Raw genomic sequence first — 21131 nt, 5'->3', positions numbered from 1 at the left:
GCGGGGGTTCGGGGCGGGGTGGGGGGGGGGTGGGGGGGTGGGGGGGGGGGGGCCCCACCCTCCCATGGGGGCCGCGGGGGGGCACCCCCCCGCCCCCCGGCGGGGTGGCGCCGAACTGGCTCCACCCGCCGGTGCCCTGCTCGCGAGGCTCGTTCGCGTTCATCTGTCATCTCCCTCAAGTCCTCTGACTCAAGAGTGCCAAGAGGGGCGTAAGACCTGGTTAAGGCGGTGATCGGAACTCTGCGAGACGACTCACTCACACCTTATCTGCGCTGCTCACCGGCCGGACTTATGCACACAAAACCAGAAAAGAATCTACAAACCACTTCCGTACGGGGTGCGGCGCATCCTGCCTAAGAGGCGCGCCTGCGTATCGCCAACGCTGCCACAAGCCAGACCAGCGTCTGGATCATCGCTACGCGGACATACCAGGCCCATGGAATGGGGTCTTCGTCCAGTGCCACGGAGATCGAGACACCGGACAGGAACAGGACGGCTCCCCAGATCGCACCGCTGATCGTCAGCGTGATCACAGGATGAGCATGGACGCGTTCGCCGTACCAGTCCACCACGGCGCGGGCTCGGTGGCGTGTCGGCTTCGGGAGGGTCATGTGCGAAATCTTCGCAGTAGGTGACCCCTCACCACAGAGTTGTTGGTCACGGCAGGCACGTTGCTCATCGTCTGAGGTCTGGTGCAGGGCCCGCTGTACAAGGCGCCCCACCCGTACGGCGACACGGGCACGTGGTCACCGCACTGGTCATCGAGCGGCTGAGCCGAAACCGAAAGGGCACCGCCAGCGGGGTCCACGTGGCGGCGCTGCGGGCCGGGCCTGCGTCCGGCACCGGGTGGCGGATTCACCGGCGGCGGTCGCGGTTCGCCAGCCGCACCGCTGCGACCACGATCCCTCCCACGACCAGCGCCATGACGACGAGCATCGCGAGGATCACGGTGGGTCCGAAATGCATGAACGACTCCTGCCTGGACGGGCGGCTCGGAACGTGGGCAGTGACTAGTGCAGCGGTGGGATGACGCCGAGTGCCCGCAGTACTCCTACCACGATGGCGACAGGGATGATCATCATCAGCCCGATGAGACGGATCTTCCGGTACAGGTGCGCCATCCTGCGCACCTCACGCCACTCCCGCTCGTGAGCCTGCCGAGCCCGTAACTCGGCGATCTGCTTCCTGCTGGCGACCTTGAGTCTGCTCCGGTCGATCTCCTGGCGCATGACCCCATTCTGCGGCGGGATGCGCTGTTCGTACACCGGCAGGTGCGGTCAGCGGCGGGCGCGGACGGCTGCTTCGATGCGCAGGGCGAAGCCGCCCAGGGCGATCACCAGATAGACGAGCAGCCACGCGGTGGGCTCGTCCTGCCACGGCGTCACGATGGTGAGCACCGACAGCGCCAAGCCCAGGAAGATGGCCACACTGCCGACCACGCGCACCGCCGTGGCGGGGTCGCCGTCCCCTCCGGGGGACGCCACGAGGACGGGGACCTGGACGGGGACTTGGTCGTCGGCGGGCTCGCCTGCTGAAGAGGTCACGGGTCGAGAGGCTGCCATCCCGAGATCAAGATTCGATGGCTGCCGGATCCACGATCCGGTGACGAGGAGCCACGGCCTCCGCCTCGGACGGGGTCAGGCTTGGAGGGAGCGCCAGGACTCCACCGTGGCTTCGGCGATCGTCTCGATGCGCCGGCCGTAGGCCGGATGACCGTCGGACACGAAGCTGCCGTCGCGGACCGGGAGGTCGCTGAAGGTGGCGCGGAAGTGCCGGGGCGGCCCGCCCGGCGGGAGCGGCGCGTACGCCGACAACGGCTCCGGGTCGTGGACCGGCCGTGTCCCGTGCCTGTTCCTGGCCACCTGGCGGGCTCCCACGCGCAGCAGCGCGTCCAGGCCCCGGTCCAGGCAGAGCTGCAACTGGCGGAACTGGCCGTCGAGGTACTTCGGGTGCGCCCCGGACGGATGCTGCAGGAAGTACGCGCAGACCACCACCGCGTGCCACCGGTACATGCCGGGATCGCCCTGCTCTTCGGCAAGGACGGCGTGGTAGTAGTCCACGCAGGTGCCCAGCGGCCCGGCGGCCGCGCCGCACTCGCACCGGGCCACGATCGGACGGTCCGTCATGGCCCGCACCCTAGGCGGCCGGGAACGGCGCTGTCGAGGCGCCGACCACGACCCGGGCGGCCGGGACGCTCAGGCCGGGACGGTCAGGTGCGGGCGGGCCAGTATTCGTCCCTCAGGAGGCGTTTGTAGAGTTTGCCGGTCGGGTGGCGCGGAAGCTCGTCGCGGAAGTCGATCGACTTCGGGCACTTGTAGTGGGCCAGGTGCTCCCGGCAGTACGCGATCAGCTCCGCCTCCAGCTCCGGCCCGGCCTCCGCCGCCGTCATCGCCTGGACCACGGCCTTGACCTGCTCCCCCATCTCCTCGTCCGGTACGCCGAACACGGCCACGTCGGCCACCTTGGGATGGACGGCCAGCACGTTCTCGGCCTCCTGCGGGTAGATGTTCACCCCACCCGAGATAATCATGTACGAGCGGCGGTCCGTGAGGTACAGGAAACCGTCGGCGTCCAGGTAGCCGATGTCGCCGAGGGTGGTCCAGCCGCGGCCCTTCGGGTCCTGCGCCGAGCGGGTCTTGTCAGGGTCGCCGTGGTACTCGAAGCGGGCGCCGTTCTCGAAGTAGACCGTGCCGTGCTCGCCCGGCGGCAGGTCCTCGCCCTCCTCGTCGCAGATGTGCACGACGCCGAGCAGCGAGCGGCCGACCGTGCCCTTGTGCTCCAGCCAGTCCTGGGAGCCGACGTAGAGGAAGCCGTTGCCCTCGGTGCCCGCGTAGTACTCGTGGATCACCGGCCCCCACCAGGAGATCATCTGCTCCTTGACCGGCACGGGACACGGCGCGGCCGCGTGGATGGCGCAGACCAGCGACGACAGGTCGTACTTCGTCCGGGTCTCCTCCGGCAGCTTCAGCATCTTGATGAACATCGTCGGGACGAGCTGCGTGTGCGTCACCCCGTACCGCTCGACCAGCCGCAGGTACTCCTCGGGGTCGAAGCGTTCCATCACCACCACCGTGGCGCCGAGCCGCTGGAAGGACAGGCAGTAGCGCAGCGGCGCGGCGTGGTACAGCGGCGCGGGCGAGAGGTAGACGCTGTCGGACGACGGCGCGAACAGCGCCTGGATGAGCCGGACCAGCGTGGTCGACTCCGTCAGCGGGGCCAGCGAGGCGGCCACCTTGACGCCCTTCGGCCGCCCGGTCGTGCCGGAGGAGTAGAGCATGTCGGCGCCCTGGCACTCGTCGGCGATCGGGGTGACCGGGCAGCCGGCCACCGTCTCCTCGTAGGAGGCGAAGCCCTCGGCGCGGCCGTCGAGCATGAGCCGCAGCTCCACGCGCGGCGTGGCGTCGGTGATCGAGGTGGCCACCTCCGCCAGGTTCGCGCTGGAGATGAAGACCCGGGCGCCGCAGTTGTCCACGATGTAGGCGAGTTCGTCGGTCTGCAGGCGGGAGCTGATCGGCGTGTAGTACAGGCCCGCGCGGTGCGCGGCCCAGGCGACGGCCAGGAAGAGCGGGTGGTTGGCGAGCATGAAGGCGACGTGGTCGCCGGGCTTGAGCCCGGCCGCGCGGAAGGCGTGGGCCAGGCGGTTGGACTCCTCTTCGAGCTCGCGGTAGGTGAGGACCTGCCCGGAGCCCGCCATGATCACAGCGGGCTTGTCGGGGGTGACGGCTGCGACGGCTCCCGGGTACATATTAGAACAGTATTCGGTCCGTCGGCGGCGGCGCTAGGGCGCGCCGAAGCCGCGGCTCCCGGATGGGGAAGCCGCGGCTTCGGCGTCGGTCGCCCCCCGGATCACTCGGCGGGGATCACCGAGCCCTCGTACTTCTGCTTGATGAAGTCCTTGACCTTCGGGTCCTGGAGCAGCTTGCCGAGGGTGACGATGCTGGCGTCCTTCTCGTGGCCGGCCTGGACGACGAGCCCGTTGACGTACGGGTTGCCCTCGGTCTTCTCCAGCACCAGCGCCTGGCTCGCGGGCTTGAGCCCGGCCTCGATGGCGTAGTTGCCGTTGATCACGGCGGCGTCCACGTCCTCGAGCGAGCGCGGGAGCTGGGCCGCCTCAAGGGGCTTGAACTGCAGCTTCTTGGGGTTGTCCGTGACGTCGCGCTCGGTGGCCGCGGTGCCCGCGCCGTCCTTGAGCTTGACCAGGCCGTTGTCGGCGAGCAGCTTGAGCGAGCGGCCGAGGTTCGTGGCGTCGTTGGGGACGGCCACGGTGGCCCCGTCCGCCAGCGCCGACAGCGAGGTGATCTTCTTGGAGTACAGGCCGAGCGGCTCCAGGTGCACCGGGGTGACGAAGCTCAGCTTGGTGCCCTTGGAGGCGTTGAAGTCGTCCAGGTAGGGCTTGTGCTGGAAGAAGTTGGCGTTCAGCTGGCCCTCGTCGAGCTGCACGTTCGGCTGGACGTAGTCGCTGAACTCGACGATCTCCAGCTTCAGCCCGGCGGCCGGGGCCAGGTTGTCCTTGACGAACTTCAGGATCTCGCCGTGCGGGACGGCGCTCGCGCCCACCTTCAGCACCGTGTCGGCCGACTCGGCGGCGGGGGTGCTGGTCGCGGACTGCGACGTACCGCATGCGGCGAGCAACAGGGACAGCGCAGCAGCACCCAATATCGAGCGAATCTTCATGATTTTTCCCTTACTTATGTGAAATACGCCGAGCGACCCAGTCGCCCAGACTCTGCAGAATTTGCACGATGACGATGAGCAGGACGACGGTCACGATCATCACGAGCGTCTCGAACCGCTGGTAGCCGTAGCGCACGGCCAGGTCGCCGAGCCCGCCGCCGCCGACGGTGCCCGCCATGGCCGAGTAGCCGATGAGCGCGACGATCGTGACGGTCAGCCCCGACACCAGGCCCGGCAGCGCCTCGGGCAGCAGGACCTTGCGCACGATGGCGGTCCGGCTCGCCCCCATGGCCTGCGCGGCCTGGACGACGTCGGTGCCGACCTCGCGCAGCGCCGTCTCGACCAGCCGGGCGAAGAACGGCACGGCCCCCACGGTCAGCGGCACCACCACGGCCGCGGTGCCGATCGTGGTCCCGATGACGAGCCGGGTGAACGGGATGATCGCGATCATCAGCACGATGAACGGCAACGACCGCCCGATGTTGACGACGATCCCCAGCACGGACTTCAACGCCGGCAGCGGGCGCAGCCCGTCCCGGTCGAAGGCCACCAGCGCCACGCCGAGCGGCAGCCCGAACAGCACGGTGAACAGCGTGGCCCAGCCCACCATCTGGGCGGTCTCCCACGTGGCCGGCCACAGCAGCGGCGCGATCTCTTCCCAGGTCATGCGGCCTCCCCCGCGACTTCGACGAGCAGCCCCGACTCCCGCAGGAACGACAGCGCCGAGGACGACTCCGCGCCGGTCAGCGCCACGCGCAGGCGGCCGACCGAGCCGCCGGCCAGCTCCTCGATCGAGCCGCCGAGGATGTTGACGTCCACGTCGAACGTGCGCGCCATCTCCGAGACCAGCGGACGACCCGGGTCACCGGTGAAGGTGAGCGTGACGGAACCGGCCGGAGCGGGCTCGGGCAGCGGGAAGATCTCCCTGGTCAGGCGGGATCCGGGGGTCCTGATGAGGTCGGTGATCGCCCCCGACTCCTCGACGCGGCCCCCGGCCATGATCGCGACCGAGTCGCAGACGCTCTTGACGACGTTCATCTCGTGGGTGATGAGCAGGATCGTCAGGCCCAGCTCAGCGTTGAGCCGCTTGAGCAGGGCGAGGATCGACTGGGTGGTGGCCGGGTCCAGCGCGGAGGTGGCCTCGTCCGACAGCAGCACCGACGGGTTGCCCGCCAGCGCCCTGGCGATGCCGACGCGCTGCTTCTGGCCGCCGGAGAGCTGGTGGGGGCGGTCGCCGCCGCGTCCCTGGAGGCCGACGAGGTCGAGCAGCTCGGCCACGCGCCGCTGCCGTTCGGCCCTGGGCACGCCCATGACCTCCAGCGGGAAGGCGACGTTGCCGGCCACCGTGCGCGAGGACAGCAGCGCGAAGTGCTGGTGGATCATGCCGATGCGCTGCCTGGCGCGGTTGAGCTCGCGGCCGGGCAGGGCGGTCAGGTCCTGCCCGGCGACGGTGACCGTGCCCGCGGTGGGGCGTTCGAGCAGGTTGACGCAGCGCAGCAGCGTGCTCTTGCCGGCGCCGCTCTGGCCGAGCACGCCGTAGATCTCGCCCTCGCGCACATGCAGGTCGACGCCGTCGAGCGCGACGGTCTGGCCGTACTGCTTGCGCAGGCCGGAAGCCTGGATCACGAAATTTCCCCACGAGTGAGAGCGGCCGGGTGGCGGGCCGCTTCCTTACACGAACATCACCGTCGGAGCGGTGGGATCTAGTGGCTGCCCGGAGGGAACGGCAGATGGCTCAGCCTGCGCAGCACGAAGCAGAAAGTGTGGATCATGGTGACCTTCGAGGAGAACGGGCGGGATCTGGTCTCTAGCGGGCCGGCATTCGCCCCATACGCATGCGACAACACATGGCGTCCCGGTGGGCGCGGTGGTCGTTCGCGTATGCCTCGTTCACGCCGGTGCTAACGCCGCCTTTACATACTCCTATTCCGGGGAATTGCGGTGATCTGCGTCACTCAGCACCGCGGTGAGGAAACCGCCGCGCGGGGCGGGGCGGCCGTACCGGGCGGTGAGGGCGGCGGCTTCGACCGTACGCGCCCGCCAGCCGCGCGCCGTCAGCCGGGCGACGGCGTCCTCCCCCGGGCCGCCCTTCCACAGCGTGGCGATCCGCCGCAGCTCGGGCATGTTGCGCACCCGCTCGGCGAGCTCGGCGGCCGCGGCCGGGGCGTGCTCGAAGGCGAGCCTGCTGCCCGCCGCCGACAGCGCGCAGACGCCGTCGAGGAGCCGCCCGGCCTCGGCCGGGCTCAGGTAGATCAGCAGGCCCTCGATCAGCCAGGCCGTCGGCCACGCCGGGTCGAACCCGGCCGCGCGCAGGCTGCCCGGCCAGTCCTCGCGCAGGTCCACCGGCACCGGGACGCGTTCGCACCGCGCCGTCGCGGCCAGCCCGCGCAGCACGCCGTCCTTGAACGCCAGCAGCTCGGGCAGGTCGAGCTCGAACAGCCGCACGCCCGGCGGCCAGTCGAGCCGGAAGGCGCGGGCGTCGAGCCCGGCGGCCAGCAGGACGACCTGGTCGCAGCCGGAACCGCTCAGGTGGTCGTCGAAGAACCTGGTCCTGAACACCAGGTGGGCGCTGAAGAGATCACCCGCCCCGCTCCCCCGCCCCGCGTCCGGTGACCCGGCGTCCGCCGCCGCCACGAAGGCGCCCGCGTACGGGTCCTCGAACAGCCGGTCGGGCCGCTCGCTCTCGCGCGCGCGTAACCGGGCCGCGCCCACCGCCGTCCTCGCCACCCCATTCATATCGCTGACGATACATCTTCAGCGATACAATCGGCCACCATGAACGTGGCACGACTGCGAAGGCTCGGACGACGGCTGGTGGAGCTGTCGAAGACGGCGGCCGGCGAGACCAAGGGCCCGCCCCTCACCCCCGGCGAGGAGGCCGTCTTCGAGGACGTGCTGCGCCACCCGGGCGGCACCGTCGGCGAGATCCAGGCCAGGACGGGCTTCGTCCAGAGCCACGTGTCGGCCTCGGTGGCCCGGATGCGCGAGCGCGGCCTCGTCCGGACCGAGCCCGACCCCGGCGACGGGCGGCGCACCCTGGTCACGCCGACGGAACCGGCGCTGGCCGCGGTCCACCGCCGGGCGGCCAGACCGGTGGAGGAGGCGGTGCGCGCGGTGGTGGGCGACGATCCCGAGCGCGCGGCCCGCGTCGTGGCACTGCTGGAGGAACTGGAGTCCCTGCTGCTCACCGACTGATCCCGGCTCGCCGGTTCGTTCCGGCCCCGCACACCGGTTCGTTCCGGCCCGCACGCCGGTTCGTTCCCGGCCCATGGCACGCCGGTTTTGCTCAGCCCCCGTACATGAGGCCGCCCCGCCGCATCCGGGAAGCCGGGTGCGGCGGGGCGGTGCCGGGGCGGCCCCGGGGCGCGGCGTCAGGCCGCGACCGTGGCGGCGACCTCGGCCGGGGTCAGCGCGATGTCGAGGACCTCGCGCACGTCGCTGACCGCGTGGATGGTCAGCTCGTTGCGCACCTCCTCGGGCACGTCGTCCAGGTCGGGCTCGTTGCGGGCCGGGATGAGCACCGTGGTGATGCCCGCCCGGTGGGCGGCCAGCAGCTTCTGCTTGACGCCGCCGATCGGCAGGACCCGCCCGGTCAGCGAGATCTCACCGGTCATGGCGACGTCGGCGCGGACCTGGCGGCCCGACAGGAGCGAGGCCAGCGCGGTCGTCAGCGTCACGCCCGCCGAGGGACCGTCCTTGGGGACGGCGCCCGCGGGGAAGTGCACGTGGACCGAGCGGTCCTTCAGCGCGGTGACCGGCAGCTCCAGCTCCGCGCCGTGCGAGCGCAGGTAGGACAGCGCGATCCGGGCCGACTCCTTCATCACGTCGCCGAGCTGGCCGGTCAGGGTCAGGCCGGTCTCGCCGGTCTCCGGGTCGGCCAGCGACGCCTCCACGTAAAGGACGTCGCCGCCGGCCCCGGTCACCGCCAGGCCCGTGGCCACGCCCGGCACGGAGGTGCGCTGGGTGGACTCGGGCAGCGACGACTCCGGCACGAACCGCGGCCTGCCGATGTAGCCGACCAGGTCGTCCGGGCCGACCGTGACGGGCAGCTCGTCCTTGGCCGCCACCTTGCGCAGGATCCTGGCGACCGCCCGCTCCAGCGAGCGCACGCCGGCCTCGCGGGTGTACTCGCCGGCCAGCCGCCGCAGCGCGCCGTCGTCGACCTTGACCTCCTCGGAGGTCAGCCCGGCGAGCTCCAGCTGCCTGGGCAGCAGGTGGTCGCGGGCGATGGCGACCTTCTCGTCCTCGGTGTAGCCGTCGAGGGTGACGACCTCCATGCGGTCGAGCAGCGGGCCGGGGATGGCCTCCAGCACGTTGGCCGTGGCCAGGAACAGCACGTCGGACAGGTCGAGCTCAACCTCGAGGTAGTGGTCGCGGAAGGTGTGGTTCTGGGCCGGGTCGAGGACCTCCAGCAGCGCCGCCGTGGGGTCGCCGCGGTAGTCGGCGCCGACCTTGTCGACCTCGTCGAGCAGGACGACCGGGTTCATCGAGCCGGCCTCGCGGATGGCCCGGACGACGCGTCCCGGCAGGGCGCCGACGTAGGTGCGCCGGTGTCCGCGGATCTCGGCCTCGTCGCGTACGCCGCCGAGCGCGACCCGGACGAACTTGCGGCCCATCGCGCGCGCCACCGACTCGCCCAGGGAGGTCTTGCCGACCCCGGGAGGACCGGCGAGGGCCAGGACGGCGCCGCTGCGCCGGCCGCCCACGACGCCGAGGCCCTTGTCCTGGCGGCGCTTGCGCACGGCCAGGTGCTCGATGATGCGGTCCTTGACGTCGTCGAGGCCCGTGTGGTCGGCGTCGAGCACGGCCCGCGCGCCCGCGATGTCGTAGTTGTCCTCGGTACGCTCGTTCCACGGGATGTCGAGCACCGTGTCGAGCCAGGTGCGGATCCAGCCGCCCTCCGGGGACTGGTCGGAGGTGCGCTCCAGCTTGTCGACCTCCTTGAGCGCGGCCTCGCGCACCTTCTCCGGCAGGTCGGCGGCCTCGACGCGGGCCCGGTAGTCCTCCTCCTCGCTCTCGGCGGTGTCGCCGTTGAGCTCCTTCAGCTCCTTGCGGACCGCGGCGAGCTGCTGGCGCAGCAGGAACTCACGCTGCTGCTTCTCCATGCCCTCCTGGACGTCCTTGCGGATCGTCTCGGCGACGTCGAGCTCGGCGAGGTGCTCGCGGGACCACTCGATGAGCCTGGCCAGGCGGTCGGCCGGGTCGGCGGCCTCCAGCAGCTCGACCTTCTGGGCGGTGGTCAGCCACGGGGTGTAGCCGGAGCTGTCGGCCAGCACCGAGGGGTCGTCGATCTGGTTGACCTGGTCGACGACCTGCCAGGCGCCGCGCTTCTGCAGGATGGTGGTGGCCAGGGCCTTGTACTCCTTGGCCAGCTCCTGGGCGCGCTCGCCGGCCGGAACCGTGTCGATCGTGTCGGCCTCGACCCACAGTGCGGCGCCGGGGCCGGTGGTGCCGGTGCCCACGCGCACGCGGTTGACGCCGCGGACCACGGCGGCGGGCTCACCGCCGGGCAACCTCCCGACCTGCTCGATCACGGCCTGGACGCCGACGGCGCCGTAACGGCCGTCGATCCGGGGAACGAGGAGGACCCGCGGCTTGTTACCACCGGACGCGCGGGCCGCGTCGATCGCAGCACGCACCTCGGAGTCGGACAGGTCCAGCGGAACCACCATGCCCGGCAGGACGACCTCGTCGTCGAGCGGCAGGACCGGGAGGATCAAGCTCTCACTCATGCGAACTCCAAAGGGTTGAGTTATACCGACTCAATTCATTGGAGCGCGCTGTTGTTCCCAACCTTGCCGATGTTCGCTCACGGCGATCGTAATGTTGTAAGTGATACCTGAGGGTGACGTCAGGATCAGACCTTGGTCTGACGCCCGGCCGCCCGCCCTTCCGTATTCTTGACCAGGTGATTCACCGTGCCCGGCGCTCCGCGCCCCTCGCCTTCCAGGGCGACGCGCGCACCGGCCCTCCGGAGTCGCCCGAAGGAGCGGCCGGGCGGTTCGCCGTGGCGCTGTGGCGGGCCTTGCTGGCCGTGCTGCGGCCCTTCACGCTCGCGTTGCTGACGGGCAGCGCCGATCCCCCGGCCCGGCCGCGTTCCCGGTGGCTGCGGATGCCGGTGCCCCGATGGCTGGCGCCGCTGGTCCCGGTGAAGACGTACAGCCTGTTGCAGATCGCCGAGCTCCTGCTGGGCGTGGAGCTGTTCGGCGTGACGCTGTCCACGACCCAGGAGTGGAACGAGCAGGCGTCCACCACGCCCGGCGATCCCGCGCCGCTCTGGGGCGGCGCCGTCGTCCTCGCGGCCCTGGCCGCCGGCCTGCCCGTGGTGCTGCGCAACCGGTGGCCGCTGGCGGCCTGGCGGGCGGCCGCCGTGCTGGCCCCCGTCGCCGTCTGCGCCAGCCTCACGATCGGCCAGGACGAGGGCTACGCGCCCTACCCGGTCGCGGTGGGGGTGGCGTACCTGCTGGCGCTCTATTCCGTGGGCGTGCGCTGCGAGCGGCGGATCACGGTGGGGGCCGGGATCATCACCGTCCTGTTGTGCCTGGCCGTCGACGCCGACTCGACGCCGGTGGTGGCCGGCGTGGCCGTGGTCGTCCTGCTGTTCGGCTACAACGTGCGCGCCCGGCGCAACGCCACGGCCTTGCTCATCGAGGAGGAGCGGCGCACCCGGCAGGCCGAGGGCGCGCAGGCGGTGCTGGAGGAACGCGCCCGCATCGCCCGTGAGCTGCACGACGTGGTGGCCCACCACATGTCGGTGATCGCCATCCAGGCCGAGGCCGTGCCGCTCAGGGCCGCGGGCGACGCGTCCCAGCTGGAGGCCGGGCTGGCCGAGATCCGCGCGTTGTCCCTGGAGGCCATCAACGAGCTGCGCCAGGTCCTCGGCGTGCTGCGCGACCCCGAGGGCCGCACCGACACCGCGCCGCAGCCCGGCCTCGACCGGCTGGAGGAGCTGGTGGCCAACGCCCGCAACGCGGGGCTGACCGTGGCGGTCGACCGGCGGGGGCCGATCGGGCGGCTGTCGCCCGCGGTGGGGTTGTCGGCGTACCGGATCGTGCAGGAGTCGCTCAGCAACGCGATGCGGCACGCGCCGGGGTCGAGCGTCACCGTCGAGATCACCGCCGACGCCGGCACGCTGCGCCTGCGCGTCGCCAACGGCCCCGGCCGCTCCCCCGCGGCGGCGCCCGGCGCGGGTCAGGGGCTGGTGGGCATGCGGGAACGCGCGGCGCTGCTCGGCGGCACACTCGACACCGGCCCCACGCGCGGCGGCGGATACCAGGTGAACGCCGCGTTGCCGACGGAACCACCGGTCGAGTCGTCAAGCGGGCCGGCCGCAGGGCTGCCGATCGAGGAGAGGGAGGGCGCCACGTGATCCGCGTGCTGATCGCCGACGACCAGGGGATGGTCCGCACGGGGTTCACCGTGTTCCTGAGCGGCCAGCCGGACATCGAGGTCGTGGGCGAGGCGGCCGACGGCCGTGAGGCGGTGACCCGGGCCGTCGCGCTGACCCCCGACGTGGTGCTGATGGACGTGCGCATGCCGGTCATGAACGGACTGGAGGCGACCAGGGAGGTGCTGGCGGCGTGCCCGGCATCGAAGGTGCTCATCCTGACCACGTTCGACCTCGACGACTACGTCTACGAGGCGCTGCGGGCGGGAGCCAGCGGGTTCCTGCTCAAGGACGCCTCGGCGGCCCAGCTCGCCGAGGCCGTCCGCGTGGTCGCCGCCGGCGACGCGCTCATCGCGCCGGCCATCACCAAGCGGCTGATCCACGAGTTCGCCCGGCTGGGCGGGCCGCGTCCGCCGTCGGGGAGGCGTCCGGAGGAGCTGACCGAACGCGAGACGGAGGTGCTCATCCTGGTCGCCCAGGCCATGTCCAACCAGGAGATCGCCCAGAAGCTGTTCGTGGCCGAGCAGACGGTCAAGACACATGTGGGCCGCGTGCTGACCAAACTGGGGCTGCGCGACCGCGCCCAGGCCATCGTCTTCGCCTACGAAACCGGCCTCGTCCGCCCCGGCGAGTAACCCGTCCCCCGCTCACTCAACCCCCCCGGGCACCGGGTACGGCGGACACCCAGCGCTGGAACACGGACGGACACGAGACCGGGGCGACACCGAGCGCCACAGCATGCCCGTACCCGTACGGCGATACAGAGGCGACCAGGCGGGCGCGAGCGGATAGCAGGACGGGGGCGGACCCGGAGACGGCATCGTGATACCAGCGGAAGGGCACAGCGAGCCCGCAAGCACCTGGCACGCCACGCTCCCCCAGAGGGGAAGTACGGCGGAGACCAGGTCGGCAGGCACGGGAAGCGCGCACGGAAACGGCCGGCGCTGGGGACCGCAGACGCTGGAGACGGCAGGCGCTGGTGACCACAGACGTTGGGGCGGCAGGCAGTGCGGCGGCAGGCAGTGCGGCGGCAGGCAGTGCGGCGGCAGGCGGTGCGGCGGCAGGCGTTAGAGACGCTGCGGGCCAGTGGCACAGCGGGGTCGGGGACGCCAGCGGGGTCGGGGACGCCAGCGGGTGGGGCAGGTCTACGGGGCGCCAGGGGTTCCGCACGAGACACCAGGCAGTCCACACGGGACGCCAGGCAGTCCACGGGACACCAGCGGGACTGGGACAGGAGCGGCAGCAGGACAGGAGCAGCAGCGGTGGCGCGGGTAGGTCGCGGTGGGGAGGGGGCCTTTGGTGCGCTATGAGTCGGGCGTTTCATTGAGCGTCGATGGGGTGCGTGCAGGTGGGGCGCTTGCAGGTGGGGCACGAGGGGGCGGGGCGCGTGCAGGTGGGGCGCGTGGAGCGGGGCGCGTGGAAGCGGGGAGGAGTGGCGCGGCGCGTGAAGGCGGGGAGGGATGGCGCGGCGTGTGAAGGCGGCGCGCGGGAAGGCGGCGCGCGGGGAGGGGGGATGCGCGGGGAGGGGTGGCGGGGGTGGGAGTGGTGTCACCATGGGGGTTGGAGACGGTCGAATCTTGGAGGGAGGAGGCGTGGGGGCTGGTCCGGGGCGCAGGGTTCCGGGCGGTCGGCCGCGCGTGCCCCATGGATCCCCTTGAGCTCTTCCATCAGGTGGCGGCCACCGTGCCCGCCTACCGTTCGTTCCTGGCCGAGCACGGTGTCGAGCCGGCGAGTGTCACCAGCATGGAGCGCTTCAGCCGGTTGCCGATGACGTCCAAGGACACCTACATCCGCCGGCACCCGCTCCCCCACCTCTGCCGGGACGGCGTGATCGGGGACATGATCGCCGTGTCCTCGGGCTCGACGGGGACGCCGTCGTTCTGGCCGCGTACGGTGGCGGACGAGCGGGTGATCGCCGCCCGCTTCGAGGAGGTCTTCCGGGACTCCTTCGGGGCCCGCGAACGCCGTACGCTGGCCGTGGTCTGTTTCGCCCTGGGCACCTGGGTGGGCGGTCTGTTCACCATCGAGTGCTGTCGTCACCTGGCCGAACGCGGCTACCCGATCACCGTCGTCGCGCCGGGCACCGATCGCAGGGAGATCGCGCGGGTGCTGCCGGAGCTGGCGCCGCACTTCGACCAGGTGGTCCTGCTGGGCTATCCGCCGTTCCTGAAGAACGTCATCGACACCGAGCCGCTCCCCTGGGCCGACTGGAACGTCAAGCTGGTCACGGCGGGCGAGGTGTTCAGCGAGGAGTGGCGCACGCTGGTGGCCGAGCGGGCCGGGATCGCCGACCCGGTGCGCGGCATCGCCTCCCTGTACGGCACCGCGGACGCCGGGGTGCTCGGCAACGAGACGCCGCTCTCGGTCGAGCTGCGCCGGTTCCTGTCCGGCCGCCCGGACACGGCCAGGGAGCTGTTCGGGGAGTCCCGGCTGCCGACGCTGGTGCAGTACGACCCGCGGGTGCGCTTCTTCGAGGAGCACGAGGGCACGCTGCTGTTCTCCGGCGACAACGGCGTGCCGCTGATCCGGTACCACATCGCCGACGAGGGCGGGGTGATCCCGTACGAGCGCATGCTGGAGTTCGCCGAGCGGCACGGTTTCCGGCCGGACGTCGCCGGTCCGCGGCATCCGTTCGTCTACGTGTTCGGCCGCAGCCATTTCACGCTGTCGTACTACGGCGCGAACGTCTACCCGGAGAACATCGCGGTGGGGCTGGAGCAGCCGCAGGTCAGCGGGTGGGTGACGGGCAAGTTCGTGATGGAGGCGGCCGAGGACGCCGACCACGACCGGCACCTGACGGTCACGGTGGAGCTGATGCCCGGCGAGAAGCCCGCCGACGAGGTCGCCCAGGCGGTGGGCGCCTCGATCCTGACCCAGCTCCTGCGGCTGAACAGCGAGTTCGCGAACTATGTGCCGGTGGCGCAGCAGCTGCCGCTCATCCGGTTGCGCGAGGCCGGGGACCCCGAGTACTTCCCGCCCGGAGCCAAGCACCGGTACACCCGCTGAGGCCCGAGTACGCCCGGTCAGGCGCCGGCGGAGTCCGCGTCGAGGGTGCGGCGGACGACGACGAGCGCCACGTCGTCCTCGCGCGCCCCGAACGCCGCCAGCATGCGCTCGGCGAACTCCTCCAGGTCGTCCTCGACGGTCTCGGCGAGCTGCCTGGCCTTCTCCATGCTGTCGTCGAGCAGGATGTGCCGGTCCTCCAGCAGGCCGTCGGTGAACAGCATCATCGTGCCGCCGGGCGGCAGCTTGAGCCGGTCCACCTGGTACTGCTCGGGCACCGCGCCGAGCAGCAGGTTGCCCAGCGTGTGGTACGAGCTGCCGGGCCCGGCGAACAGCGGCGGCATGTGCCCGGCGTTGGCCAGCTCGATCTCGCCGGTGGCCGGGTCGATGAGCATCAGGCACACGGTGGCGGTCAGGCCCCGGTGGTAGCGCCGCATCATCTGGTTGAGCAGGTCGAGGGAGGCGCTCAGGTCGACCTGGGCGATGAGCGAGGCGCGCAGGGCGTGGCGCACCTCGGCCATGACGGTCGCGGCGTGCAGGGAGTGGCCCTCCACGTCGCCGACGGCGACCAGCACGCGTCCGTCGACCTGCAGCACCTCGTAGAAGTCGCCGCCGACCTCGACGTTGTCCACGGCGGGCTGGTAGCGCAGCGCGACCTGCAGGCCCGGCACCTCGGGGATGCGGCTGGGCAGCAGGCTGCGCTGCAGGGTCAGCGCGATGTCGTGCTCCTCGGTGTAGGCGCGCAGCGCGCCCAGCGCCAGGGCCAGCTCCTGGCCGAGCTGGCGCAGCAGGTTCACCTCGTCGGCGTCGAGCGGCGAGACGGCCTCGACGCCGAGGTAGACCGGCGACGGGGAGTTCTTGGTGCGGCAGAGCACGCCGGTGGTGGAGTCCTCGGCGCGCACGTCGGGCAGCAGGCTCTCCCATTCGCTGGTGGCCAGGGTGAACACCCGGGCCCTGGTGGCGTCCTTCAGCGTCCGCTCGGACAGGCGTTCCAGCACGTCGGGGGCGGCGGGCTGGACGCTGGCCGGCTCGCCGGGACGGGCGCGGAAGCGCCGGACCCGCCCGTCGGGCAGCATGGCGAGCGTGCCGCTGTAGCGGCCGAGCACCTCGGCGGTGCCCTCGACGGCCACGGTCAGCAGCTCGTCGAACGTCTCGGCCTCGTTCATCCGCAACGTCACCTCGGCGAGCTTGGCCAGGCGCTCGGCCATCAGTTCGGCCCGCCAGCGCGCCCGGTAGTAGCGCAGCATGGCCTCGACGGTCGCGGCGAACTCGGTGGGCTCGATGGGCTCGCTCAGGTAGGCGTCGGCGCCGCGTTCCAGCCCCTCGGTGCGGTCGGCGGGGGTGATCGCGTTGGCCGACACCTGGATGACGGGGATGGAGGCGGTGGCCGGGTTGGCCTTGATCAGCTCGCAGACCTCGTAGCCGTTGATGTCGGGCAGGCGGACGTCGAGGACGACCAGGTCGACCTGGTTGGCGGCGAGCAGGCCGAGGGCCTCCTCGCCGCCTCTGGCCTCCAGCACCTGGTGGCCCGACCGTCGTAGCCAGCTCGACAGGATGTAGCGCTTGGTGGGGGTGTCGTCCACCACCAGCACGCGTGCGGACTCAGACATCCTGGTCCTCTCCAGCACCGCCGTTCTCGCCCTGGCGGGCGCTGCGGATGGCCTGCAGGAGTTGTTCCCTGCGCAGCCCGTGCTTGGACAGTACCGGCCGGTTGCCGGGGGCGTGTTGCGGGGCGATGGTCACGATGACGACCGGGATGTCGCTCAGCCGCTCGTCCTCGGCCATCTGGTGCAGCAGCACGTGGCCGTCCACGCGGGGCATGAGCAGGTCGACCAGAATGACGTCGGGTGGGGAGGCGACCATGACGTCGAGCGCGGCGGCGCCGTCGGCGGCCTCGTCCACGTGCACGGTGAAGCCGTAGAGCATGCGGCGGGCGGTGGCGCGGAAGACCTCGTCGTCGTCGGCGATCAGCACGCGCTGGACCTCGGGCGTGCCGCTCTGGTGCGGCAGCCGCAGGGTGGCGGTGGTGCCCTCGCCCGGCGTGCTGGTGAGATCCAGCGTGCCGCCCAGGGCCTCGGTGAGCCTGCGCGCGTACGGCAGGCCGAGGCCGGTGCCCTTGGCCCTGACCTGGAGCGAGCCGGGAACCTGGTAGAAGTCCTCGAACACGCGCGTCAAGTGTTCCTCCGAGATGCCGATGCCGGTGTCCGTGACCGTGATGACGATCTCGCCCTTGGCTTCGTCGGCATGCGCGGCCAGCACTACCTGCCCGCTTTGAGTGAATTTGAGCGCGTTCGAGAGCAAGTTGCGCAGAATTCTGAGCAGCATGCTCTCGTCGGCGTACAGCTCGGTGGCCTCCGGCGTGATCTCGTGGCTCAGCGTCACGCCGGCGCGCTCGCTGGTCGGCCGCATCGTGACGTGCAGCTGCCCGGCCATCCGCGCCAGGTTGACCAGCGTGGGCTGCGGGTCGAGGCGGCCGGACTCGGCCTTGGCCATGTCGAGCAGCTCGCTGACGAGTTCGAGCAGCGTCTGCGCCGAGTCGCCGATCAGCCCGATCTGGTGGGCCTGCTCCTCGGTCAGCGGCTCGCCGCCCTGGCCGGTCAGCAGCCGGACCAGGCCGATGACGGAGTTCAGCGGGGTGCGCAGCTCGTGGCTGACGGTGGCCCAGAACCGGTTGCGCGCGTCGATGGTCTCGCGGAGCTGGGCGGACTTCTCGTCCAGCTCGGCGTACAGGGCGACGACTCCCCTGTTGGTCTCCTCCAGCTCGGCCGACAGCTGGTTGTACATGGCCAGCACGCCGGTGTTGGTCTCCTGCAGCTCGGAGTTGAGCCGCAGCACGTCCTCCAGGGTCTCGGCCAGCTCCCTGTTCTGCTCGCGCAGCTCCTCCAGCGCGCTGACCGGGGCCAGCTTGGCGAGGTCGGCGCGGATGGCCGCCAGCGGGACGGCGGTCGCGCCCGGCCGCAGCCGCTTGGTGATCGTGACGTGGCCGTCGCCGAGGGCGATGTCGTCGACGAGCCGGCCGGCCAGCGTCACGCCTTCGGAGCGGTCCAAACCGGACGGCCTGGTGTGGCGGATGGTGATCGCGAGCAGGTCGCGGCCGAGGGTGAGCACGGCGGCGGCGCCCTTGCCGAAGGCCTCCCTGCCCACCTCGCTGAGGGCGGTGGCGACCCTGATCTGGTCCTGCGACTCCAGCCCGACCAGCTCGGCCGCGGCCCGGCCGAGGCGGCGCAGGACGAAGACGTCCTGGTCGGTTTCGAGCCTGACCCTGATGAGCTCAGTCGCCGCCATTGCCGGGCCTCACCGTCACCACGCAGGCGTCGTCACGCCTGCTGCCCGCCTCGCGCAGCAGGCCCGCGGCGATGACCGCGGGGGTGCGCGCGAACAGCCCCGGCACGTTCCCGGGGTCCCATCGGTCGGTGAGGCCGTCGGAGTGCATCACGACGGTGGCGTACGGGGGGATCTTGTACTCGTACTGGCGGAGCGTGCGTCCCTGGTGGCCGGCGATGCCGGGCAGCGAGATCATGCCCTGCCGGCCGCCGGCGTCGGCGACCCAGCCGGAGACGTTGCCCAGCCCGGCGTAGGTGACGGTGTCCCGGCCGACCCGGGCGACCGCGACGGCGCCGCCGCGGGTCCCGCTCAGCCCGCGGTGCAGGTGTTCCAGGATCGACAGCGGCTCCTGGTCCTGGACCTGCGCGAACAGCTCGACGGCGGTCTGCGCGGCGATGGCGGCGATGTGGCCGTGGCCGAGGCCGTCGCACAGCAGCACCGTGGTGCTCTCGCCGGTCTCGGCGATGGCGTAGCCGTCACCGCAGCTGATCTCGTCGCCGATCGGCCGGGTCAGGCCGCTGGCGCGCAGCGCAGGGCCGGGCGTGCCCTCGGCGGTGAAATGCATGACGAGCACAGTGCCCATGCCGGGCACCGAGTGAACGTCGTATCCGGTGGCGATGCGGGCGATGGCCCCCATCCCGATGCCGAGCGTGCCGGAGGTGGAGTAGCCGTCGCGCAGGGCGCGGGCCACGTCGGCCATGCCGGGGCCCTTGTCCACCGCGACGAGCTCCACGCTGGCCGGGGCCTCGGGGTGCGGCCGCACCAGGACGACGCCCTCCACGGCGTGCTTGACCAGGTTGGAGACGGCCTCGCTGACGGCCACGGCCGTCTGCCCGGTGCGGGTGGTGTCGAAGCCGGCCGCCTCGGCCAGCTCGACCGCCCGCCGCCGGACGGCGCCGACGGCACTCGGGTCCTCGGCGCGCACCCAGGCCGGGTTCACCTCGCCCACTTGGTCACCGTCACGGTCGTACCCTTCCCGGGGGCGGAGATCAGGTCGAACTCGTCGACCAGCCGGCGGGAGCCGCCGAGGCCGAGGCCCATGCCGCCACCGGTGGTGAAACCGTCGGTGAGCGCCTTGTCCAGGTCGGGGATGCCGGGGCCGTCGTCGCTGAAGACCAGCTTCAGGCCCCGTTTCCTGCCGTTCTCGACGAGGTCGATGCGCACGTCACCGCCGCCGGCGTAGACGAGCGCGTTGCGGGCCAGCTCGCTGGCCGCCGTGACGATCTTGGTCTGGTCCACGAGGGAGAGCCCGGCCTCGATCGCGAGGGTCCGCACGATCTGCCGGACCATCACGACGTCCGCGCTGCCCGCGATCGTCATCGTCTCGGTCACGTGGCGGCGCCCCTGACGTGGTCGAGGAGCGCCACTCCCTTCTCCAGGTTCAGTGCCGTGCGCACGCCGCCCAGCGACAGGCCCAGCTCGACCAGGGTGATCGCCACCGCGGGACGCATGCCGACGACCACGGTCTGGGCGTCCAGCATGCGGCACATGGTGGCGATGGTGGCCAGCATGCGGCCGATGAAGGAGTCGACGATCTCGACCGCGGTGATGTCGATGATCACGCCTCTGGCCCCGGTGGCGACGACCCGCTCGGCCAGGTCCTCCTGGAGGGCCAGCACGCTCTGGTCCTCCAGGTCGATCTGGATGGAGACGATCAGGATGTCGCCGAGCTTGAGTACGGGCACCCGGTCCATCAGGCGCCCTCCGCCCGGACGGCGATGCGGGCGTGATTCGACTGGGTCACCTGCACGCCGCTGCGCTTGAAGGCGTGGGCGAGGGCGTCGGCCAGCGACGCCTTGGTGACGATGTCGCCGAACTCGATGCCGAGCGTGACGATGGTGTGCGCGATCTGCGGGCGGATGCCGGAGATGACGCATTCGGCGCCCATCAGCCTGGCGGCCACCACGGTCTTGAGGAGGTGCTGGGCCACCTGGGTGTCCACGGCGGGCACGCCGGTGATGTCGATCACAGCGTGCTCGGCGCCGGTGTCGACCAGGGTCTGCAGCAGCTTCTCCATCACGACCTGGGTCCTGGCGGAGTCGAGGGTGCCGATCAGCGGCACGGCGACGATGCCCTCCCAGAGCTTGACCACCGGGGTGGACAGTTCGAGCAGCTGCTCGGCCTGGTCCAGGATGATCTTCTCGCGGGCGTCGGCGTAGGTCTCGAAGGTGAGCAGGCCGAGGTCGTCGATGAGCCGGGAGAACCAGATGAAGCCGCGCAGGGCCTCGGGCTCGCCGTCGGCCTCGACGACTTCGTACAGGGCCTCCTTGAGCCCGAAGACGGCGCGGGCGGTGTCGGACGGCGCGTGGCCCGCGCGGGCGCGGGTGCGGGAGAGCTCCGCGAGCAGCCCGCGGACGTCGACGAGGTCTCCCTTGCCCTGGTCGAGCGAGGCCCGCAGGGCGCGGTAGATGTCGAGAAGCTCGTCCGACGGGGCCTTGGCGAGCTGCACCCAACGGGTGAGGATCTGCTCCTCGTGCTCACGGAGCAGCTCTTCGATGCGTCGCCGGGCGACGTCGGCTTGGACGGTCAAGGATCACTCCTGGGTTGGCTAGCGAGTGACGGTGTCAACGTATGTTAGAGCGATTTTTCCAGGTAGCGGACCGTTTGACGCCCGCCACTGTGCGCGACGGGCGGCTCCGCCGGGCCCGACCCCTTGAGCCTCGCCTTCCTGGGTAGGTGAACGGCGGAGGCGAGTTTTGCTGACATGCTGTCGCCATCACCTTGACGGAGCCTCCGAGGGTTG

20 protein-coding genes are annotated in these 21131 nt (G+C 71.4%); 4 read left to right on the top strand and 16 right to left on the bottom strand.

The annotated features are described in order from the left end of the window. Positions 1-353: 353 nt before the first annotated feature. The 9 genes from ABT158_RS17325 to ABT158_RS17285 all read right to left on the bottom strand — a co-directional run bounded on the left by ABT158_RS17325 (position 354) and on the right by ABT158_RS17285 (position 7410). Positions 354-611 (bottom strand): hypothetical protein, encoded by a 258-nt coding sequence (locus tag ABT158_RS17325; protein ID WP_352354265.1) that lies wholly within the window; start codon positions 609-611, stop codon positions 354-356. 399 nt (positions 612-1010) lie between these two features. Continuing rightward, positions 1011-1229: a hypothetical protein gene (locus ABT158_RS17320; RefSeq protein ID WP_352354263.1), complete on the bottom strand. Its 219-nt coding sequence runs from the start codon at positions 1227-1229 to the stop codon at positions 1011-1013. A gap of 48 nt (positions 1230-1277) precedes the next feature. After that, on the bottom strand, positions 1278-1544 hold the full coding sequence (locus ABT158_RS17315; RefSeq protein WP_352354261.1) for a hypothetical protein: 267 nt from the start codon (positions 1542-1544) through the stop codon (positions 1278-1280). Between the two features lie 93 nt (positions 1545-1637). Continuing rightward, on the bottom strand, positions 1638-2126 hold the full coding sequence (locus ABT158_RS17310) for a DUF5946 family protein (protein WP_352354259.1): 489 nt from the start codon (positions 2124-2126) through the stop codon (positions 1638-1640). A gap of 83 nt (positions 2127-2209) precedes the next feature. Further along, the gene (locus tag ABT158_RS17305; RefSeq protein ID WP_352354257.1) at positions 2210-3745 is read right to left on the bottom strand and encodes an AMP-binding protein; all 1536 of its coding nucleotides are present in this window, start codon (positions 3743-3745) and stop codon (positions 2210-2212) included. A gap of 101 nt (positions 3746-3846) precedes the next feature. After that, complete coding sequence (locus ABT158_RS17300) at positions 3847-4674, bottom strand: MetQ/NlpA family ABC transporter substrate-binding protein (protein WP_352354255.1); 828 nt, start codon at positions 4672-4674, stop codon at positions 3847-3849. A gap of 10 nt (positions 4675-4684) precedes the next feature. Beyond that, positions 4685-5341: a methionine ABC transporter permease gene (locus ABT158_RS17295; RefSeq protein WP_352329100.1), complete on the bottom strand. Its 657-nt coding sequence runs from the start codon at positions 5339-5341 to the stop codon at positions 4685-4687. Then, positions 5338-6300 carry a methionine ABC transporter ATP-binding protein gene (locus ABT158_RS17290; protein ID WP_352354253.1) on the bottom strand — a complete coding sequence of 321 codons (963 nt, stop codon included), beginning with the start codon at positions 6298-6300 and terminating at the stop codon, positions 5338-5340. The genes ABT158_RS17295 and ABT158_RS17290 overlap by 4 nt, the downstream gene beginning before the upstream one ends. A 297-nt stretch (positions 6301-6597) precedes the next feature. Beyond that, entirely contained in the window at positions 6598-7410 is an 813-nt protein-coding gene (locus ABT158_RS17285; RefSeq protein WP_352354251.1) for an SAM-dependent methyltransferase, read from the bottom strand. Positions 7411-7449: 39 nt separating this feature from the next. On the opposite strand from ABT158_RS17285, the gene ABT158_RS17280 reads away from it, so the two are divergent. Continuing rightward, positions 7450-7869 (top strand): MarR family winged helix-turn-helix transcriptional regulator, encoded by a 420-nt coding sequence (locus ABT158_RS17280; RefSeq protein ID WP_352354249.1) that lies wholly within the window; start codon positions 7450-7452, stop codon positions 7867-7869. A gap of 176 nt (positions 7870-8045) precedes the next feature. Here the strand turns inward: ABT158_RS17280 and lon are convergent, their stop codons facing one another. Next, complete coding sequence (gene lon / locus ABT158_RS17275) at positions 8046-10406, bottom strand: endopeptidase La (RefSeq protein WP_352354247.1); 2361 nt, start codon at positions 10404-10406, stop codon at positions 8046-8048. A gap of 176 nt (positions 10407-10582) precedes the next feature. Here lon and ABT158_RS17270 point away from each other — a divergent pair, with 176 nt between their 5' ends. The 3 genes from ABT158_RS17270 to ABT158_RS17260 all read left to right on the top strand — a co-directional run bounded on the left by ABT158_RS17270 (position 10583) and on the right by ABT158_RS17260 (position 15067). Further along, positions 10583-12043: a sensor histidine kinase gene (locus ABT158_RS17270; protein WP_352354245.1), complete on the top strand. Its 1461-nt coding sequence runs from the start codon at positions 10583-10585 to the stop codon at positions 12041-12043. Then, positions 12040-12696: a response regulator gene (locus ABT158_RS17265; RefSeq protein WP_352354243.1), complete on the top strand. Its 657-nt coding sequence runs from the start codon at positions 12040-12042 to the stop codon at positions 12694-12696. Before ABT158_RS17270 ends, ABT158_RS17265 begins: the two co-directional genes overlap by 4 nt. A 1009-nt stretch (positions 12697-13705) precedes the next feature. Next, positions 13706-15067, top strand: coding sequence for a phenylacetate--CoA ligase family protein (locus ABT158_RS17260; RefSeq protein WP_352354241.1), 1362 nt, complete (start codon positions 13706-13708; stop codon positions 15065-15067). 17 nt (positions 15068-15084) lie between these two features. Here the strand turns inward: ABT158_RS17260 and ABT158_RS17255 are convergent, their stop codons facing one another. Genes ABT158_RS17255 through ABT158_RS17230 form a run of 6 tightly spaced genes read right to left on the bottom strand, consistent with a single transcriptional unit; the run spans position 15085 to position 20918 of the window. Then, on the bottom strand, positions 15085-16674 hold the full coding sequence (locus ABT158_RS17255) for a SpoIIE family protein phosphatase (protein WP_352354239.1): 1590 nt from the start codon (positions 16672-16674) through the stop codon (positions 15085-15087). Continuing rightward, entirely contained in the window at positions 16667-18349 is a 1683-nt protein-coding gene (locus ABT158_RS17250) for an ATP-binding response regulator (RefSeq protein WP_352354237.1), read from the bottom strand. Before ABT158_RS17250 ends, ABT158_RS17255 begins: the two co-directional genes overlap by 8 nt. After that, on the bottom strand, positions 18336-19337 hold the full coding sequence (locus tag ABT158_RS17245) for an ATP-binding protein (RefSeq protein ID WP_352354235.1): 1002 nt from the start codon (positions 19335-19337) through the stop codon (positions 18336-18338). The genes ABT158_RS17250 and ABT158_RS17245 overlap by 14 nt, the downstream gene beginning before the upstream one ends. Continuing rightward, the gene (locus ABT158_RS17240; RefSeq protein WP_352354272.1) at positions 19325-19708 is read right to left on the bottom strand and encodes an anti-sigma regulatory factor; all 384 of its coding nucleotides are present in this window, start codon (positions 19706-19708) and stop codon (positions 19325-19327) included. Before ABT158_RS17240 ends, ABT158_RS17245 begins: the two co-directional genes overlap by 13 nt. Positions 19709-19716: 8 nt before the next feature. Continuing rightward, the gene (locus tag ABT158_RS17235) at positions 19717-20082 is read right to left on the bottom strand and encodes an STAS domain-containing protein (protein ID WP_221762408.1); all 366 of its coding nucleotides are present in this window, start codon (positions 20080-20082) and stop codon (positions 19717-19719) included. Beyond that, positions 20082-20918 carry an STAS domain-containing protein gene (locus ABT158_RS17230; RefSeq protein WP_352354233.1) on the bottom strand — a complete coding sequence of 279 codons (837 nt, stop codon included), beginning with the start codon at positions 20916-20918 and terminating at the stop codon, positions 20082-20084. Before ABT158_RS17230 ends, ABT158_RS17235 begins: the two co-directional genes overlap by 1 nt. Between the last annotated feature and the right edge of the window lie 213 nt (positions 20919-21131).

The sequence above is a fragment of the Nonomuraea sp. NPDC001636 genome (genome assembly GCF_040298265.1).
GTDB lineage: Bacteria > Actinomycetota > Actinomycetes > Streptosporangiales > Streptosporangiaceae > Nonomuraea.
The sequence above is the reverse complement of the archived record's forward strand: the minus strand, read 5'-3'. Positions and strand labels throughout refer to the sequence as shown.

Bases quoted from the DNA above. Each gene is read 5' to 3' on its own strand.
- ABT158_RS17250 (WP_352354237.1), bottom strand. From the start codon at position 18,349: ATGGCGGCGACTGAGCTCATCAGGGTCAGGCTCGAAACCGACCAGGAC.
- ABT158_RS17320 (WP_352354263.1), bottom strand. From the start codon at position 1,229: ATGCGCCAGGAGATCGACCGGAGCAGACTCAAGGTCGCCAGCAGGAAG.
- ABT158_RS17255 (WP_352354239.1), bottom strand. From the start codon at position 16,674: ATGTCTGAGTCCGCACGCGTGCTGGTGGTGGACGACACCCCCACCAAG.
- ABT158_RS17325 (WP_352354265.1), bottom strand. From the start codon at position 611: ATGACCCTCCCGAAGCCGACACGCCACCGAGCCCGCGCCGTGGTGGAC.
- lon (WP_352354247.1), bottom strand. From the start codon at position 10,406: ATGAGTGAGAGCTTGATCCTCCCGGTCCTGCCGCTCGACGACGAGGTC.
- ABT158_RS17285 (WP_352354251.1), bottom strand. From the start codon at position 7,410: ATGAATGGGGTGGCGAGGACGGCGGTGGGCGCGGCCCGGTTACGCGCG.
- ABT158_RS17300 (WP_352354255.1), bottom strand. From the start codon at position 4,674: ATGAAGATTCGCTCGATATTGGGTGCTGCTGCGCTGTCCCTGTTGCTC.
- ABT158_RS17240 (WP_352354272.1), bottom strand. From the start codon at position 19,708: ATGACGATCGCGGGCAGCGCGGACGTCGTGATGGTCCGGCAGATCGTG.
- ABT158_RS17280 (WP_352354249.1), top strand. From the start codon at position 7,450: ATGAACGTGGCACGACTGCGAAGGCTCGGACGACGGCTGGTGGAGCTG.
- ABT158_RS17305 (WP_352354257.1), bottom strand. From the start codon at position 3,745: ATGTACCCGGGAGCCGTCGCAGCCGTCACCCCCGACAAGCCCGCTGTG.
- ABT158_RS17260 (WP_352354241.1), top strand. From the start codon at position 13,706: ATGGATCCCCTTGAGCTCTTCCATCAGGTGGCGGCCACCGTGCCCGCC.
- ABT158_RS17310 (WP_352354259.1), bottom strand. From the start codon at position 2,126: ATGACGGACCGTCCGATCGTGGCCCGGTGCGAGTGCGGCGCGGCCGCC.
- ABT158_RS17295 (WP_352329100.1), bottom strand. From the start codon at position 5,341: ATGACCTGGGAAGAGATCGCGCCGCTGCTGTGGCCGGCCACGTGGGAG.
- ABT158_RS17235 (WP_221762408.1), bottom strand. From the start codon at position 20,082: ATGGACCGGGTGCCCGTACTCAAGCTCGGCGACATCCTGATCGTCTCC.